Here is a 19,149-nt window from a genome sequence, read left to right on the forward strand (position 1 = left end):
ACGTGCGACAAGCTATTCAGAATGATAATGATTGTCAAATGCGAAACTAAATTATTATTGGGTGTTTCTGTTCTAAGGGGGCATACCTCAAGGTATGCCCCCAACCTTGACGCAGCGCAAAACCCTCACCCCCGCTAATTTCTGCCCCCGTCCATCCGTTCCCCTGTGTACATCCCCGGTCGCCGCTCGCTGCCCGCCCATGTTCGCGGCGTAGCCGGCACGCCCTAACAGACACTGGCAGGAACACCCCATGACGGACGCCTTCGAACTCCCGCTCTCGCTGGTCCAGGCCCTGGCGCAACGCGCCGCGCAGACCCCGGACAGGATTGCCCTGCGCTTTCTCGCCGACACCCCCGGCGAGCAGGCCGTGCTCAGCTACCGGGACCTCGACCAGCGTGCACGCACCATCGCCGCTGCCTTGCAGGCGCGCGCCAGCTTCGGTGACCGTGCCGTGTTGCTGTTCCCTAGCGGGCCAGACTACGTGGCGGCGTTTTTTGGCTGCCTGTATGCGGGCGTGATCGCAGTGCCGGCTTACCCGCCGGAGTCCGCGCGGCAGCATCACCAGGAGCGTTTGCTATCGATCATCGCCGATGCCGAGCCGCGCCTGCTGCTGACCGTGGCGGCACTGCACGACAACCTGAACGGCCTGGAGGCACTGGCGGCAGATAACGCGCCCGAGCTGCTTGCCGTGGATGGCCTGGACCCGTTGCTGGCCTCGAGCTGGCACGCGCCCGAGCTCCAACGCGATGACATCGCCTTCCTGCAGTACACCTCCGGCTCCACCGCGCTGCCCAAGGGGGTGCAGGTCAGCCATGGCAACCTGGTGGCCAACGAGCAGCTGATCCGCCAAGGCTTTGGCATCGACCTCAACCCCGACGACGTGATCGTCAGCTGGCTACCGCTGTACCATGACATGGGCCTGATCGGCGGCCTGCTGCAGCCGATCTTCAGTGGCGTGCCTTGCGTGCTGATGTCGCCGGGGTACTTCCTGGCCCGGCCGTTGCGCTGGTTGCAGGCCATCAGCGAATACGGTGGCACCATTAGCGGTGGCCCCGACTTCGCTTATCGCCTGTGCAGCGAGCGGGTCAGCGAGGCTTCGCTGGCCGGGCTCGACCTGAGCCGCTGGCGCGTGGCCTATTCCGGTTCCGAGCCGATCCGCCAGGACAGCCTGGCCACCTTTGCCGACAAGTTCCAGGCCTGTGGCTTCGACCCGCAGAGCTTCTTCGCCAGTTATGGTCTGGCCGAAGCCACCCTGTTCGTTAGCGGCAGCCGTCGTGGCCAGGGTATCGCCGCGCTTGAGCTGGATGCCAAAGCCTTCGCCGCCAACCGCGCCGAACCCGGCACTGGCAGCGTGCTGATGAGTTGCGGCTTCCCGCAGCCGGGGCACGCGGTACGCATCGTCGAGCCGCAACAGCTGCAAGTGCTGGGCGACAACCAGGTGGGGGAAATCTGGGCAGGCGGCCCGAGCATCGCCCGGGGCTACTGGCGCAACCCAGAAGCCAGCGCTCGAACCTTCGTCGAAATGGACGGCCAGACCTGGCTGCGTACCGGCGACCTGGGTTTCATGCGTGAGGGCGAGGTGTTCGTTACCGGGCGCCTGAAAGACATGCTGATCGTGCGCGGACAGAACCTGTACCCGCAGGACTTGGAAAAAGCCCTCGAGCGTGAAGTCCAGGTGCTGCGCAAAGGCCGTGTGGCAGTGTTCGCCGTCGAGCACCAAGGCGAGGAGGGCATCGGTGTCGCGGTGGAGATCAGCCGCAACGTGCAAAAGGCACTCAAGCCCCAGGACCTGATCAAGACCCTGCGCCAGGTCATTGCCGACGCCTGCCGACAGGCCCCGGCCGTGGTCCTGCTGCTGAACCCCGGCGCGCTGCCGAAGACCTCCAGCGGCAAGTTGCAGCGCTCTGCCTGCCGCCTGCGCATGGACGATGGCAGCCTGGACTGCTATGCCCGTTTCCCTGAGGTGAGCGAAGCCGGTACCCGTGCAACCGCTGGCGATGACCTGCAAGCACGCATCGCCGCTGTGTGGCGCGACATCCTCAAGGTAGAGGCGGTGGCCGCGCACGACCACTTCCTGCTGCTGGGCGGTAACTCCATCGCCGCCACTCAGGCCACAGCGCGCCTGGCCGATGAGTTGGGTATCGACATGAGCCTGCGTACCCTGTTCGAGGCGCCGGTACTGGCCGACTACAGCAAGGCTGTGGCACAGATCATCGCCGATGGCGCCGCAGGCACCGCAGCGATCACCACGCTGGCGCGCGCCCAGGCATTGCCCCAGTCGCTGGCGCAAAACCGCTTGTGGCTGCTGTGGCAGCTGGAACCGCAATCAGCGGCCTACAACATTCCTGCCGGCTTGCACCTGCGTGGCGAGCTGGATATCAACGCTCTGCAAGTCGCCTTCCAGGCGCTGGTGGCGCGCCACGAGTCGCTGCGTACCGTGTTCAGTGAAGAGCGCGGTCAGGCGCTGCAGCGTATCCTGCCGCAGCAGCCATTCAGCCTGCACCGCCTGGACCTTGAAGGGCACTCGCCCGAGCAGGTTGCCGCGCAGCGTGAAACCGAGGCTCGCCAGCCGTTCGACCTCACCCAGGGGCCGCTGCTGCGGGTAACCCTGGTGCGCCTGGGCGACGAAGAGCATCAGCTGTGGGTGACCCTGCACCACATCGTTGCCGACGGCTGGTCGCTGAACATCCTGCTCGAAGAATTCGCCAAGCTGTATGCCGCTCGCTGCCAAGGCCTGGAGGCCAACCTGGCGCCGCTGCCCCTGGGTTACGCCGACTACGGCAGCTGGCAGCGGCAATGGCTGGTTGACGGTGAAGCCGAACGCCAGTTGCAGTACTGGAAGGCACACCTTGGTGGTGAGCTGCCGGCGCTCGACCTGTGCACTGACCACCCGCGCGCCAGCCAGCGCGAGCACAGCGCTGCGCGCTTCAACCTCAAGGTGCCGGCCAGGCTTGGCGAAGCGCTCAAGGGCCTTGCCCACCAGCAGCAGGCCAGCCTGTTCATGGTCCTGCTGGCAGGTTGGCAGGCGCTGCTGCAGCGCTACAGCGGCCAGGCCGATATCCGCGTCGGCGTGCCCAACGCCAACCGCCCGCGCCTGGAAACCCAAGGCATGGTCGGTTTCTTCATCAATACGCAGGTGCTGCGCGCGCAATTCGATGGCCGTCACTCGTTTACCCAATTGCTGACCCAGGTACGACAGGCCACGTTGCAAGCCCAGGCTAATCAGGACCTACCCTTCGAACAGCTTGTCGAAGCCCTGCCCGATGCGCGCGAGCAGGGCCTGTTCCAGGTCATGTTCAACCACCAGCAACGCGACCTGTCAGCCCTGCGGCGCCTGCCAGGGCTGTTGGCCGAAGAGCTGGCGTGGTACAGCCGCGAAGCCAAGTTCGACTTGCAGTTGCACAGTGAGGAGGACCATCTGGGCCGCCTGAGCCTGGCCTTCGACTACGCCGCGGAGCTGTTCGAAGCCAGCACCGTCGAACGTCTGGCCCATCACCTGCTGGCGCTGCTGGAACAGGTGTGTGCCGCGCCGCAGCAGGCGCTGGGCGACGTGCAACTGCTGGATGAGCCCGGCCGTGCGCAGCTGCTGGGTTGGGGCCAGGCACCGGCCGCCGCAGCGCAGCACCTGTTGGTCGAACAACTCAATGAGCAGGCACGCCTGACGCCGCAGCGCACCGCCCTGGTTTGGGACGGGGGCAGCCTGGATTACGCCGGGCTGCACCAGCAAGCCAACCGCCTGGCCCACTACCTGCGTGACAAAGGCGTCGGCCCCGATACCTGTGTGGCCATTGCCATCGAGCGCTCACCGCAATTGCTGGTTGGCCTGCTAGCCATTCTCAAGGCTGGCGGTGCCTACGTGCCGCTGGATGTCGATTACCCTGCCGAACGCCTGGCCTACATGCTGGCCGACTGCGACGCCCGTTTGCTACTGAGCCACAGCAGCCTGCTGGGCAAGCTGCCACAGGTCGACGGTGTCAGCGCCATTGCCCTCGACCAGTTGCACCTGGACAGCTGGCCCAGCCATGCCCCCGGCCTGCACCTGCACGGCGACAACCTGGCCTACGTTATCTATACCTCCGGCTCCACCGGGCAGCCCAAGGGCGTAGGCAATACCCATGCGGCGTTGGCCGAGCGCCTGCAGTGGATGCAGACGACCTATGCGCTGAATGACAGCGACGTGCTGATGCAGAAGGCGCCGATCAGTTTCGACGTCTCGGTGTGGGAATGCTTCTGGCCGTTGGTCACCGGCTGCAAGCTGGTGCTCGCCGGCCCCGGTGAACACCGCGACCCTCAGCGTATCGCTGCCCTGGTGCAGGCTTATGGGGTGACTACGCTGCACTTTGTACCGCCGCTGTTGCAGGTGTTCGTCCAGGAGCCGCAGGCAGGTGCCTGCAGTAGCTTGCGCCGGGTGTTCTCGGGTGGCGAAGCGTTGTCCGCCGCGCTGCGTGACCGCTTGCTGCAGGTGCTGCCGCAGGTGCAGCTGCACAACCGGTACGGCCCGACCGAAACCGCCATCAACGTCACCCACTGGCACTGCCAGGTGGTGGACGGCGAGCGCTCGCCCATCGGCCGCCCGCTGGGCAATGTGCTGTGCCGCGTGCTGGACGATGAGCTGGAACTGAGCGCCCCCGGTGTGCCGGGCGAGCTGTACCTCGGTGGCGCGGGCCTGGCCCGTGGTTACCTGGGCCGCCCCGGCCTCACTGCCGAGCGCTTCGTACCCCAGGCCGACGGCAATGGTCAGCGTCTGTACCGCAGTGGCGATCGCGCCCGCTGGCAGGTTCAGTTGGAGGCCCTGGAATACCTTGGCCGCCTCGACCAGCAGGTAAAGGTGCGTGGTTTCCGCGTCGAGCCCGAGGAAGTGCAGGCCTGCCTGCTGGCACAGGCGGGTGTGGAACAGGCGCTGGTGCTGATACACAAGGACGCCGTTGGCGCGCAACTGGTCGGCTATTACAGTGGCAGCGCCCAGCCTGCCGAGGTGCTGGCCGTACTGGCTGAGCAATTGCCAGCCTACATGGTGCCGGCGCAACTCATCCCTTTGGCACAGATGCCACTGGGCCCCAGCGGCAAGGTCGACCGCAAGGCACTGCCTGCTCCAGTGTGGCAGCAGCGTGAGCATGTCGAGCCACGAACCGAGCTGCAACAACAGGTCGCGGCCATCTGGCGCGACGTGTTGAATCTGCCGCGCATTGGCCTGCAGGACGACTTCTTCGCCCTCGGTGGCCACTCGCTGCTGGCTACCCAGATCGTTTCGCGCACCCGCCAGGCCTGCGATGTCGAGCTGCCGCTCAAGGCCCTGTTCGAAGCCAGCGAGCTGGGCGCCTTCTGTGCCGAAATCGCCCGCCTGCGCGCGGCCGGCGAGCGCAATCTGCAGGGTGCAATCACCCGTGTCGACCGCCGTCAGGCGGTGCCGCTGTCGTACTCGCAGCAGCGAATGTGGTTCCTCTGGCAGATGGAGCCGGACAGCCCGGCGTACAACGTCGGCGGCATGGCACGCCTGCGTGGCACCCTGCACGTGGACGCCTTCGAGCGTGCGCTGCAGGCGCTGATCGTGCGCCACGAAACCTTGCGCACCACGTTCCCCAGCATCGACGGGGTGCCGTACCAGTGCGTGGCCGAAGACAGCGGCCTGCATCTGGACTGGCAAGACTTCAGCGCTTTGTCAGACGATGCCTGCCAGCAACGTTTGCAACAACTGGCCGACGACCAGGCGCACCAGCCCTTCGACCTGGAGCGGGGGCCGCTGCTGCGCGCCTGCCTGGTCAAGGTCAACGAACGTGAGCACTTCTTCGTGCTGACGCTGCACCACATCGTCACCGAAGGCTGGGCCATGGACATCTTCGCCCGCGAGCTGGGCGAGCTGTACGAAGCCTTTGTCGATGACCGCGAGTCGCCACTGGCGCCGCTGCCAGTGCAGTACCTGGACTACAGCGTGTGGCAACGGCAATGGCTGGAAAGCGGCGAGGGTGCTCGTCAACTGGCCTACTGGAAGCACCGCCTGGGCGACGAGCACCCGGTGCTGGCGTTGCCTGCCGACCGCCCGCGTCCGGCAGTCCAGAGCCACTGTGGCGAGCTGTACCGCTTCGAACTCGATCCGGCACTGGTGGCCCGCGTGCATGCTTTCAATAGCCAGCGCGGCCTGACCCTGTTCATGACCATGACCGCCACCCTGGCCGCCTTGCTGCACCGTTACAGTGGCCAGCGCGACCTGCGTATCGGCGCGCCGGTGGCCAACCGCATCCGCCCGGAAAGCGAAGGCCTGATCGGCGCTTTCCTCAACACCCAGGTGCTGCGCTGCGAGCTGGACGGCCAGATGACCGCCAGCGCGCTGCTGGAGCAGATTCGCCAGGCTGCCATCGAAGGCCAGTCGCACCAGGACCTGCCGTTCGACCAACTGGTAGAGGCCCTGCAGCCCCCACGCAGCAGTGCCTACAACCCGCTGTTCCAGGTGATGTGCAACGTGCAGCGCTGGGCCTTCCAGCAAAGCCGCACGCTGGCCGGCATGCAGGTGGACTACCTGGTCAACGATGCCAGCGCCACCAAGTTCGACCTGTACCTGGAGGTGACCGACCTGGACGGCCGGCTGGGCTGCTGCCTGACCTACAGCCGCGACCTGTTCGACGCGCCGCGTATCGCGCGCATGGCCGAGCATTGGCAACAACTGCTGGTCGGTTTGCTCGACAACCCGCAACACCGCCTGTGCGAACTGCCAATGCTGAGCAGTGCCGAGCAACAAGTGCTTACAGGCCAATTGCAGGGCGAACACGATTTCGACCTTGGCCAGACCCTCCACGGTCTGTTCGCCGCCCAGGCCGCGCGCACGCCACAGGCGGGCGCGTTGACCTTCTCCGGCCAGCACTTGACCTACGCCGAGCTCGACCAGCAGGCCAACCGCCTGGCGCGTGCCCTGCGCGAACGGGGTGTCGGCCCGCAGGTGCGGGTGGGCCTGGCGCTGGAGCGCTCGCTGGAAATGGTCGTCGGCCTGCTGGCCATCCTCAAGGCCGGCGGCGCCTATGTACCACTCGACCCCGAGTACCCGCTCGACCGCCTGCGCTACATGATCGAAGACAGCCGCATCGGCTTGCTGCTCAGCCAGCGTGCGCTGCTGCACACCCTGGGCGAGCTGCCTGAAGGCGTGGCCAGCTGGAGCCTGGAAGACGATGCCGCCAGCCTGGCGGCCTACAGCGATGCGCCGCTGGACAACCTCAGCCTGCCGCAGCACCAGGCTTACCTGATCTACACCTCAGGCTCCACCGGCAAACCCAAGGGCGTGGTGGTCAGCCATGGCGAGTTCGCCATGCACTGCCAGGCGGTGATCGCTGCATTCGGCATGCGCAGCGATGACTGCGAGCTGCATTTCTATTCGATCAATTTCGACGCTGCCAGCGAGCGCCTGTGGGTGCCGCTGTTGTGTGGCGCGCGCGTGGTATTGCGCGCCCAGGGGCAGTGGGGCGCCGAGGACATCTGCCAGTTGGTGCGCGAGCAGCAGGTGAGCATTCTGGGCTTTACCCCCAGCTACGGCAGCCAACTGGCGCAGTACCTGGGCGGGCGGGGCGAACAATTGCCGGTACGCCTGGTGATTACCGGGGGCGAGGCGCTGACCGGCGAGCACCTGCAGCGTATCCGCCAGGCCTTTGCGCCGCAGCAGTGCTTCAATGCCTACGGCCCGACCGAAACCGTGGTTATGCCGCTGGCGTGCCTGGCCCCAGAGGCCTTGCCAGCAGACCTTGGCAGCGTACCGATCGGCCGCGTCATCGGTAGCCGTACCGCCTACATCCTCGACGAGGATCTGGCCTTGTTGCCGCAAGGCGGCATTGGCGAACTGTACGTCGGCGGCGCCGGCCTGGCCCAGGGTTACCACGACCGGCCAGGCCTCACTGCCGAGCGCTTTGTCGCCGACCCGTTCAGTGCCGAAGGCGGGCGCCTGTACCGTACCGGCGACCTGGTACGCCTGGGTACCGATGGCCTGGTGGAGTATGTTGGCCGTGCCGACCAGCAGGTGAAGATCCGCGGCTTCCGCATCGAACTGGGCGAAATCGAGAGCCGCCTGCAAGCGCACGAGGAAGTCGACGAGGCCGTCGTGCTGGCGCTGGACTTGCCGGGCGGCAAGCAACTGGTGGGCTATCTGGTGTGCAGGCAGGCCACCGCCGGTAACGACGTGCAACAACTGCTGCGCGAAGCGGTGAAAGCCGATGCCCGCCAGCACCTGCCCGATTACATGGTGCCTGCGCACCTGGTGCTGCTCGACAGCCTGCCGCTGATGGGCAACGGCAAGCTCGACCGCCGTGCGCTGCCATTGCCGGACCTTGAGCAGACGAGGCAGCAATACCAGGCCCCTGGCAGTGAGGTGGAAGCACAGCTGGCGCAGATCTGGCGCGAGGTGCTCAACGTTGCCCGGGTCGGCGTGCAGGACAACTTCTTCGAGCTGGGGGGCGACTCGATCCTGTCGATTCAGGTGGTCAGCCGCGCCCGGCAGGCCGGCTTGCAATTCACCCCGCGCGACCTGTTCCAGCATCAGACCATCCAGACCCTGGCAACTGTGGTTCAGCTCAGCGAAGCCGTGAGCACGGTGGAGCAGGGGCTGCGCCAGGGCCAGGCCGGGTTGACGCCGATCCAGCACTGGTTCTTCGACAGTGACGTGCCACAGCCGCAACACTGGAACCAGGCCGTGCTGCTGGAGGTACGCCAACCCTTGGTTGAGGCCACCCTTGAACAGGCATTGGCTGCGCTGGTGCAGCACCATGACAGCCTGCGCCTGCGCTTCAGCGACGCCCAGGGCCGCTGGCAGGCTCAGTACGTGCAGCCTGGCGCCGAGCAACTGCTGTGGAGCGCCACTGTCGCCGATTTCAATGATTGTCAGGCACTCTACAATGACGTGCAGCGCAGCCTGGACCTGCAACAGGGGCCGCTGCTGCGCGCCTTGCTGGTGCGTGACGGGCAGGGCTCTCAGCGGTTGCTGCTGGCGATTCATCACCTGGTGGTTGATGGCGTGTCCTGGCGGGTGCTGCTGGAAGACCTGCAGGCGCTGTACCGTGGCCAGCCTCTGCCGGCCAAGACCCACGCCGTCGGCGACTGGGCCGCGCGCCTGGCCAGCTACGCCGGCAGCGATTCGCTGCGTGACGAACTGGCCTGGTGGCAAGGCCAGCTGGGCGGTGTGCGTCGCGAATTGCCGTGCGACCATCCGCAGGGCGGCAATTTGCATCGCCACGCTCAAACCCTGGCCATCGGCCTGGACGTGGAGCAAACCCGGCAGCTGTTGCAACTGGCCCCGGCGGCTTACCACACCCAGGTCAACGACCTGCTGTTGACTGCACTGGCGCGGGCCTTGTGCCGCTGGAGCGGCGATGAAGAAGTGCTGGTGCAGCTCGAAGGCCATGGCCGTGACGGGTTGTTCGAAGACATGGACCTGACCCGCAGCGTCGGCTGGTTCACCAATGCCTACCCACTGAGCCTGCGTCCGCTGCCAGGTGAAGACGACGCGGCGCGGGCCGGTTCGATCAAGCGCATCAAGGAACAACTGCGCCATGTACCGCACAAGGGCCTGGGCTACGGCGTACTGCGCTACCTGGCGGATGCCGCCGGGCGCGAGCAGATGGCGGCCTTGCCGCAGGCGCGCATCACCTTCAACTACCTGGGCCAGTTCGACCAGCAGTTCGACAGTGCGGCCTTGTTCCAGCCCCTGGAAGCCCCGGCCGGGTTGGCACATGACCTCGATGCGCCGTTGCCCAACTGGTTGAGCGTCGATGGCCAGGTGTATGGCGGTGCTCTGCAACTGCGCTGGACCTTCAGCGCCGAGCGCTACGACCAGCAGACCATCGCGCGTCTGGCTGAGGGCTATCGTCAGGAGCTGCTGGCGCTGGTCGCGCATTGCCTGGCCGATGGCAATGGCAGCTTCACCCCATCGGACTTCCCGCTGGCGCACCTGACTCAGGAGCAGATCGACGCATTGCCGGTCCCGGCCGCGCAGATCGAGGACGTTTACCCGCTGACGCCGATGCAGGAAGGCATGCTGCTGCACACCCTGCTGGAACCGGGCACTGGCCTGTACTACATGCAGGACCGCTACCGCATCAACAGCGCCCTCGACCCCGAGCGTTTCGCCCAGGCCTGGCAGGCCGTGGTGGCGCGCCACGAAGCGTTGCGCGCCTCGTTCAGCTGGAACAGCGGCGAGGCGATGCTGCAGATCATCCACAAGCCGGGCAACCTGGCGGTGGACTACCAGGACTGGCGCGGCCTGGCCGACGATGCCCAGGAGCAGCGCCTGCAGGCCCTGCACAAGCAGGAGCGCGAGGCCGGCTTTGCCTTGCTCAGCGAGGCACCGTTCCACCTGCGCCTGGTGCGCGTGGCCGATGAACGCTACTGGTTCATGATGAGCAACCACCACATCCTTATCGATGCCTGGTGCCGCTCGCTGTTGATGAACGATTTCTTCGAGGTCTACCAGGCCCTTGGCGAAGGCCGTCAGGCCCAACTGCCGGTGCCACCGCGTTACCGCGATTACATCGGTTGGCTGCAACGCCAGGGTCTGGACGACGCACGCGCCTGGTGGCAGGCCAACCTGGCCGGCTTCGAACGTGCCACAGCCATCCCGAGCGACCGCCCGCTGCGCCATGACCACGCCGGTAGCGGCATGGTCGTCGGCGATTGTTATACCCGCCTTGAGGTGAATGATGGCGTGCGTCTGCGCGAACTGGCCCAGGCCCATCAGCTCACCGTCAACACTTTCGCCCAGGCGGCCTGGGCCCTGGTGCTGTCGCGCTACAGCGGCGACCGCGACGTGGCCTTTGGCGTAACCGTGGCCGGGCGCCCGGTGAGCATGCCGCAGATGCAGCGCACCGTCGGCCTGTTCATCAACAGCGTGGCCCTGCGCGTGCAGTTGCCCGCGGCGGGTGAGCGTTGCAGCGTACGCCAGTGGCTGCAGGGCCTGCTGCAAAGCAACATGGAACTGCGCGAGTACGAATACTTGCCGCTGGTGGCGATCCAGGCGTGCAGCGAGCTGCCCAAGGGCCAGCCGCTGTTCGACAGCCTGTTCGTGTTCGAGAATGCGCCGGTTGAAACCGCCGTGCTTGATCACGCCCAGCACCTGAACGCCAGCTCCGACTCGGGCCGTACCCACACCAACTTCCCGCTGACGGCGGTGTGTTACCCGGGTGATGACCTGGGCCTGCACCTGTCGTTTGACCAGCGTTACTTCGATTACCCGACCGTCGAGCGCCTGCTGGCCGAGTTCAAGCGCCTGCTGCTGGCGCTGGTACAAGGTTTTGAAGGGGAGGTGAGCGAGCTACCGCTGTTGAGCGCCCAGGAGCAAGGCTTCCTGCTGGAGGACTGCAACCGGACCGAGCGGGTTTATCCGCTGGAACAGAGCTACATCGCGCAGTTCGAAGCGCAGGTCGTGGCGCATCCACAGCGTACCGTGGCCCGCTGCCTGGAGGCATCCTATGATTACGCTGGGCTGAACCTGGCGGCCAACCGCCTGGGCCATGCGCTGGTGGCTGCCGGCGTCTGCGTGGACCAGCCAGTGGCACTGCTTGCCGAGCGTGGGTTGCCGCTGCTGGGCATGATTGTCGGCAGCTTCAAGGCCGGCGCCGGCTACCTGCCGCTGGACCCGGGCCTGCCGGCGGCGCGCCTGCAAAGCATCATCCAGCTCAGCCGCACGCCAGTGTTGGTGTGCAGCGCGGCCTGCGCCGAGCAGGGGCGGCAGTTGCTCGGTGAGTTGGAAACTGCGCTGCGGCCGCGACTGCTGGTCTGGGAAGACATCCAGGCCAACCCGATCGCAAGCCACAACCCGGGTATCCACAGTGGCCCGGACAACCTCGCCTACGTGATCTACACCTCAGGCTCGACCGGCCTGCCGAAAGGGGTGATGGTCGAGCAGCGCGGCATGCTCAACAACCAACTGAGCAAGGTGCCTTACCTGGCGCTGAGCGAGCAGGACGTGATTGCCCAGACCGCTTCGCAAAGCTTCGACATCTCGGTCTGGCAGTTCCTGGCTGCGCCGCTGTTCGGCGCCAAGGTAGAGATCGTGCCGAATGCCATCGCCCATGACCCGCAGGGCCTGCTGGCGCACGTGCAGGCCACCGGCATCACCGTGCTGGAGAGCGTGCCGTCGCTGATCCAGGGCATGCTGGCCAGCGACCACCAGGCCCTCGACGGCCTGCGCTGGATGCTGCCGACCGGCGAGGCCATGCCACCGGAGCTGGCGGCGCAGTGGCTGCAGCGCTACCCGCAGATCGGCCTGGTCAATGCCTATGGCCCGGCGGAGTGCTCGGATGACGTGGCGTTCTTCCGCGTCGATGCCGCCTCGACCCAAGGCAGCTACCTGCCCATCGGTACGCCAACCGACAACAACCGCCTATACCTGTTCGGCGAGGACCAGAAGCTGGTGCCGCTGGGGGCGGTGGGCGAGTTGTGCGTGGCGGGTGCGGGTGTAGGCCGTGGCTACGTCGGTGACCCGGTGCGCACGGCACTGGCGTTCATTCCTCACCCTTACGGGGCACCGGGAGAGCGCCTGTACCGTACCGGTGACCTCGCACGGCAGCGCCTGGACGGTGTGCTGGAGTACGTCGGGCGCATCGACCACCAGGTGAAGATTCGCGGCTATCGCATCGAACTGGGCGAAATCGAGGCCCGGCTGCATGAGCAGGCGGAAATTCGCGATGCCGCCGTGGCGGTGCAGGAGGGCGTGAACGGCAAGCATCTGGTTGGCTACCTGGTGGCGCACCAGGGCGTCAGTGCCGATGCCGCGTTGCTGGAGCAGGTCAAGCAACGACTGCGTGCCGAGTTGCCGGAGTACATGGTGCCCTTGCACTGGGGCTGGTTCGACAGCTTGCCGCACAACACCAACGGCAAGCTCGACCGCAAGGCCCTGCCAGCCATCGACATCGGCGTGCAGCATAGCCAGGCCTATCAGGCGCCACGTAACGACCTGGAGGACGTGTTGGCGGGCATCTGGGCCGATGTGCTCAAAGCCGAGCGGGTGGGGGTGCACGACAACTTCTTCGAGCTGGGCGGGCATTCGCTGCTGGCCACGCAGATCGCTTCGCGGGTGCAGAAGCAGCTACAGCTGAACGTGCCGCTGCGGGCGATGTTCGAGTGCAGCACGGTGGAGGCGTTGGCCGAGTATGTACAGGGGCTGCAGGGCAGTGCGCTGGATGATGACAAGGTCGACCGGCTCAGTGACCTGATGGCTGAACTGGAGGGGCTGTGATGGGCAGGGGCGCTTGGCGCCCCCTCTCAATGGCCACGGTACCTAGACCGAAGCATTGATAAAGGCTTCATCCAGCGATTTGGCATGGTGGCGTTCCATGAACTGTCCACCACTGTCAAACGCTTCCAGTCGCTTGTTTGCGAGCATATAAAAGCGCTGGCAGTTTTTCGTGATTTCCTCTGTGTAATGAGAAGCTATCAGCACGCTCGCGCCTTCCGCGCACGCGCTTTTTATACCGAGCCATATATAATGTCGAAATTCAGGGTCCACGCCAGCCGTTGGCTCGTCAAGAATGATCAAGTCACTGTTTAAAAGCAACAAGGTCAGCGTGAAGTAGCTGCGAATTTCACCGTAGCTGCAATTGGCGGCTTTTTTCTTTGCAATTTCTGCATATCGCTTGGACAGTGACGGGGACCATTTGGCTAGTTTCGAGAGAATCTCTGTGTGATCTGGGGAAACGTTGGGGGTCAGGCTGGTGATTAGCTTGCCCGCTTCGTCCATGCGCAGTAAGGGGGGCGGTGTAAGGATTTGGGTCAAATAGGCCTGACGCCTGGATACATTGGAAATGGTGCCTTTCGCCGGTTTCTTTGTTTTACAGATGAGGTCGAAAAGGGTTGTCTTTCCGGCCCCGTTGTTGCCCAGAATGCCAACCAGTTCCCCCGCTTTTATAGTGAGTTCAATGTCGTTCAGCAGCGGGTTTCCGCTGTATCCGAAGTGAAGGTTATTTATAGTTAAAATGTCCATCAGTATCGGCTCCATATGGGTTGGATTCTGAAATACCTTCCGGTTAGGTATGTCGAGGCTGCAGAGGCCGAAAGTGCAATCAGGAAACTGTTGAGAAGGGGCATTTCGCCATGGAAGATCTGCGCGCTTAGAAAGAGCGGGTTGATCAGCGTTAGCGTATGCGAAGCATCGTGCCCCAGCGTGGCACCGGTGTATCCGGAGACCAGCATGAAAAATGACATGAGTGAGAAAAGTGTGCTGGCTGTGCTGAATTTTATCGGCAGCGCAGCGATCCCCAGGCCGATACAGGTGAACATGAGGTAGCTGGTGTAGAAGCATGCCATCAGATAGAGGTATTCAGGAAGTGAGTAGTGACCTCGTAAGGGTTTGGTCAAGAGGTAGAATAGTGTGGCGTAAAGCGAGCTCAATAAAAAATAACTGAGTGTGTGGGCAGTCAGGAATAGCTTGATTGCGCTGTGTTGGTAGATGAAGGACCGCGTGAAGCCACTTTCCCTCCTGCCGATGAGGTAGAAGCTGAATCCAAAGAACGCGAGGGTGGCAGAGATGTATGAGTAGAACCAGGCGGCTGAAGCGGTATAGGTCGAGGCTGCATGCGTTGGCTGGGTGATGATGAAGAGTATGCAAGGGGCCAGCGCTGACCAAAGAAGCGATGTGGGCTCCCTCAAGTGCTCAGTGGTCAAGATTTTTGTGATTGTCGTGATTTTTTTTGCGCTGCGGATACAGTGGTTTGGATTCATGAGTAGACCATTTCGGTGTCATGGTTGCGTGTTATTTGATTTCGCAGTGAGTGTCGAAGCCAATGCCATGAGGCTAATGCCATATTGATTTTTCATGAGTGTCTCCTGGTTTTTGGCGTGGTCTGAAATGTATGGGTATGGAGGTTTAGGCGTTCGGCTGTTTCAAGTCAATCTTTCGGTGGGGGTGGCGTGGTTGGACGTGATATTGGAGTGTTCGGTTTAAAGCTATTTTTGTGGGAAAATTCTTCAGAAGGGTCTTACTTAAACCTGATAATGTTTTTTGGGGCTTATTTTTTCTTCTAATTGTGTAAGAAGTTTCTGTTTTTGATGCTCGAACGCTCTGTTGTGAGCGCCCGAGTGTTCTTTGTTGTGCGTGTGTGTGGGATTTGAGTAAGGGAAGCAAGCAGACGATGTTTAACGACAGGGGGTGCCGAATAATTGTTGCTAGATTTGTTGAGTGGCAGATTGAAATCTGCGCGGGGTAGATTTGCCGGGCCGGGAGATTTACTGCTTGCGAAAGAACGGCCTGCGTCCAATCACCAATGTGTCTCCATCCCCGATCAGCGTAGGAGCGGGTTTACCCGCGAATACAATGGCGGCGGCAACGGTGAACGGCTGGTGGAAATTGGCCAGCAGGTCCGGCCCTTTCGCGGGTAAACCCGCTCCTACGCCCGACCGCGCAGGCCTTGCGATCACGTGCCTGGCGTACAATCCAGCCGTTAGCGCGAGTCCCGTAGGAGCGGGTTCACCCGCGAACACCGGCGTAGCCGGTGCCATGCCCCGCGTCACCTGCTTCGTGGTGCTCGATCTGTGCCCCACCACATGCACTAGCGCTTGCCCAGAATCTTCCCCAGCATCTCCGGCCGTGGTGCCCCTTGCTGGCTTTGCAGGTTGCCTTGCTCATCCTGATAGAAAATGGCGGGGGTCGCCTGCAACCCCATCTCTTCCATCAACGCCATGTTCGCCGCCAGCTTCTGTTGCACAGCCTCTGGCACCTGTTCCAGCGCCTTCAGGGTGCTGGCCTTGCCGGCCTTCTCGTGCTGTTGCAGTGCCTTGGCCGGGTCTTTCGCCGCCAGCAGCGCCGCCGACTTGCCCGGGCTGTCTTCGCGGATGATGCCGACCATGATATGGCGCAACTGCACCTTGCCCGACTCCACCCAGGGCCGCGCCTGTTCCCAGAACATGTTGCAGTAGGGGCAGTTTGGGTCGCTGAACAGGTACACCTTGCGCGGCGCGTCGGCCTTGCCGTCGGCGATCCACGCGGTCTTTTCCATTTTCGCCCAGATTTCCTTGCTCATCGGCGCGTATACCAGCTTTTGCAGCGGCTCGGCGCTCAGGTCCTTGCCCTGTTCGTCGAACAGGCTGCCGACCAGCACGTGCTTGCCGTCGGGGGTCAGGTACAGGGCCAGGGCGTTGTTTTGGTACTCGGCGGCATAACCGCGCAGGCCGTTGGGCGCATCGAAGCTGCCCTTGATCACGGCGCCCTTGGCTTGCAGCTGCTGAACCGCCTTGGGCAGTTCTTCGGCTTGCAGGGCAGGGGCGGCCAGCAGGGCCAGGGACAGGGGCAGCAGTGCAGTCAATCGCATGTCAGTTTCCTTGTGCGGCAGGGGCGGGCGCAATGGCCCGGTCGAAAGGTTCCAGGGCGTGGCGCAGGCTGGCCCGGGACAGCTCGCCCAGGTGGCTGCCAACCAGCCGCCCGTTGGCGTCGTAGAACAGGGTGGTGGGCAAGGCCATGGAGCCGACGCGCTGGGCCAGCAGGCCGGTGCCGTCGAACAGCACGTGGGTCAGGCTCAGGCCGGTGGTGGCGAGGAAGGTGCTGACGTTTTCCGGGGTTTCGCCCTGGTTGACGAACAGGAAGGTCACGTGCGGGTAATCGCTTTGTGCCTGTTGCAGCACTGGCATCTCACGCCGACAGGGCGGGCACCAGGTGGCCCAGATGTTGATGACCAGCGGCTTGCCGCGGTAGCTGTGCAATGCCACGGCCTGGCCGCCTGCGTTGCGCAGGCTCAGTTCGGGCAGCTCGGTGCCTTTGCTGTACAGGTGGCCGCCGAGGCTGGCCAGGCCCCAGAACAGTGCGCCGCTGAACAGCGCCCAGCCTAGCGGGCGGCGCAGGCCGGGGTGGCGCCAGCCCTGCCACAGGGCTCCGAGCACGATGCCGGCAAGGCCCGACCAGAACAGGAAGCCGCCGTCACGGATGTCGATGATTTGCAGCGGGTCGTCCTGATACATCGGCCAGTAGGCCAGCACGAAGCCTGCGCGGGCACACAGCAGGCCGATCAGGAACAGGTTGAACAGCGCCGATTCCGGGCTCTCGCCGCCACGTCGGGCGACCCACCAGCCGACCACGCTGGCGATCACCAGGGCGGTGAGCATCAGCAGATGGTTGAGGGCCATGGTCAGTGGCCCGAGTGTTACGGTCAGCATCAGCCTTGGCTCCTGGTCTGGCCCCAGTGTTGCTGGAACGCTGCTGCGTCCACCTCACCGGTGATGCGCCGCGCGCGGCGTTCTTCACCTTCCGGGCCGATCCAGATGATGCTGGGCGGGCCGGGTACCTGGTAGCGCTGCAGCAGGGCCTTGCTGGCCGGGCTGTCGGCCGTCACGTCCAGGCGCAGCAGGTGTACGCCGGCCAGGCCGGCCTGTACGTCGCTGCGTGCGAATACCTGTTTTTCCATGACTTTGCACGACACACACCAGTCGGCATAGTAGTCGAGCATCACCCACTGGCCACGGGCTTTGGCGGCGTCCAGTTCACGTTGCAGGTCTTCGGGGCGGCTGACAGTGACGAAGCTGTCCTCGGTATGCTGGCTCTGGGCTGGCGCGGCGGCACCGCCGGCGAAGGGGCGTAGTGGCTGCCAGAGGTCGTCGCCACCGGCTGCCGCGCCTACCAGCAGCAGGCCGCCCCACAGCGCGCCGAGCAACGGTACTGCACGCAACGCCGGCAGCCGTTGCAGGGCCGGCCAGGCAGCCCAGGCCAGGGCGATCAGCCAGGCGCCGCTCAGTGCCAGCAGCAAGGTCGCAGGCAGCAGGCTGCGCACGGTGTACAGCGCCATGGCCAGGAACACGAAACCGAACACACCCTTGACCCGGTTCATCCACGCACCCGGGCGCGGCAGATAACGGTTGCCCAGGGTTACCAGCAACAGCAGCGGCACGCCCATGCCCAGGCCGAGGCTGAACAGCACCAGCGCGCCTTGCAGCACGTCGCCGCTCTGCGCGATGTACAGCAGCGCACCGGCCAACGGCGCAGTCATGCACGGGCCGAGTAACAGGCCGGACAACGCCCCGAGCAATGCCGCGCCATAAAGGTTGCCGCCACGGGTACCTTGCCCGGCGCGGTCCAGGCGGTCGCGCAGGGCGGCAGGCAGTTGCAGTTCGAAGGCACCGAACATCGGCAGTGCCAGCAGCACGAACAGCCCCGCCAGGCTGCCCAGCAGCCAGGGTTGCTGCAGCCAGGCCTGCAGGCTGGCACCCAGCAGGGCAGCAACCACCCCGAGCCCGGCGTACACCAGGGCCATGCTCAGCACATAGACCCCGGCCAGCAGCCAGCCACGGCGGGCGCTGGCGCCATTGCCCAGCACCAGCCCGGCCAGGATCGGCAGCATCGGCAGCGAGCAGGGGGTAAACGCCAGCAGCAGGCCAAGGCCGAAGAACGCCAGCAGGCTCCAGGCCAGGTGGCCTTGTTGCAGGCCGCTGGCCAGGGCCTGGTCGCTGGCTTGCTCGGCGGCCGGCGTTACGCTGCCACCCAAGTCGATCGAGGTGGTTTGCGGCGGGTAGCACAGGCCGGCGTCGGCGCAGCCCTGCCAGCCTAGGCGCAACTGACCCTGGGCGTTGGCAGGCAATAGCAGTTCAAGCTGGTCGCGGTACACCGCGCTGTCGCCGAAGAACTCGTCGTGATGGTTGAGTGCCGGTGGCAGTTGCGGGTGTTGCTCGGTGGGCAGGCCATCGAACTTCAGGCGCTTCTGGTACAGGTAGTAGCCCGGCTTGATCTGGAAGTACAGGCGCATCTGGCCGTCGGCCTGGCGGTCGTGGGTGAGCACGAAGGCTTGGTCAACCGGCAGGAAGTCTGGTTTCACATCGAACGGGTTGGCTTGCAACGGGCCGGCCAGTAGGAGTGTGAGGAAGAGCAGGAGAACGCGCATGTCTTCGCCTTGGCAGATCTGGGAATGGGGCCATGCTGGCTGGGGTTGATTAAATGAAGGTTAACGCGGGTGTTGGGGTTGGGGTGGTCAGGGAGTAGTAAGAGTTTGGTTCTGGATTTGCAGGGTCTTCGTTGTTGGATTTTCGAGGGGGCGGCGTTGGAATTTTGAGGTGTTTGCCGGGAGAGTTTCAGCGCCTGTGAGATCGAGCGCCGCCGAGGGTGTCAGAAATTTTGTGTTCGGGCATAACATGAGTAAGAGGTGCATGTATGCCAACCAAAAAGAAACCCTTGCGTGACCTGCCCAAAATCCCCAAAGAGCTGCTGGA

The 19,149-nt window shown here is 64.3% G+C and carries 7 protein-coding genes; 1 reads left to right on the forward strand and 6 read right to left on the reverse strand.

The features are described from left to right. Positions 1-250 precede the first annotated feature (250 nt). A complete protein-coding gene (locus tag I8746_RS22355; protein ID WP_221101062.1) occupies positions 251-13,204 on the forward strand; it encodes a non-ribosomal peptide synthetase in 12,954 nt (4,317 codons plus the stop codon). 42 nt (positions 13,205-13,246) lie between these two features. Here I8746_RS22355 and I8746_RS22360 read toward each other — a convergent pair whose 3' ends face one another. The 6 genes from I8746_RS22360 to I8746_RS22385 form a co-directional block, all read right to left on the reverse strand. Beyond that, a complete protein-coding gene (locus I8746_RS22360) occupies positions 13,247-13,948 on the reverse strand; it encodes an ATP-binding cassette domain-containing protein (RefSeq protein WP_221101063.1) in 702 nt (233 codons plus the stop codon). Next, positions 13,948-14,685 carry a hypothetical protein gene (locus I8746_RS22365; RefSeq protein WP_221101064.1) on the reverse strand — a complete coding sequence of 246 codons (738 nt, stop codon included), beginning with the start codon at positions 14,683-14,685 and terminating at the stop codon, positions 13,948-13,950. The genes I8746_RS22360 and I8746_RS22365 overlap by 1 nt, the downstream gene beginning before the upstream one ends. 827 nt (positions 14,686-15,512) lie before the next feature. Then, entirely contained in the window at positions 15,513-16,271 is a 759-nt protein-coding gene (gene dsbG, locus I8746_RS22370) for a thiol:disulfide interchange protein DsbG (RefSeq protein WP_076402723.1), read from the reverse strand. Between the two features lies 1 nt (position 16,272). Beyond that, positions 16,273-17,109 carry a TlpA disulfide reductase family protein gene (locus I8746_RS22375; protein WP_064614926.1) on the reverse strand — a complete coding sequence of 279 codons (837 nt, stop codon included), beginning with the start codon at positions 17,107-17,109 and terminating at the stop codon, positions 16,273-16,275. Then, positions 17,109-18,824, reverse strand: coding sequence for a protein-disulfide reductase DsbD (gene dsbD, locus I8746_RS22380; protein WP_012051704.1), 1,716 nt, complete (start codon positions 18,822-18,824; stop codon positions 17,109-17,111). Before dsbD ends, I8746_RS22375 begins: the two co-directional genes overlap by 1 nt. A gap of 87 nt (positions 18,825-18,911) precedes the next feature. Further along, positions 18,912-19,149: hypothetical protein (locus tag I8746_RS22385; RefSeq protein WP_221101065.1), on the reverse strand; the 238-nt coding region annotated here is incomplete at its 5' end.

The sequence above is a fragment of the Pseudomonas sp. USTB-Z genome (genome assembly GCF_019691255.1).
Classification (GTDB): Bacteria; Pseudomonadota; Gammaproteobacteria; order Pseudomonadales; family Pseudomonadaceae; genus Aquipseudomonas; species Aquipseudomonas alloputida.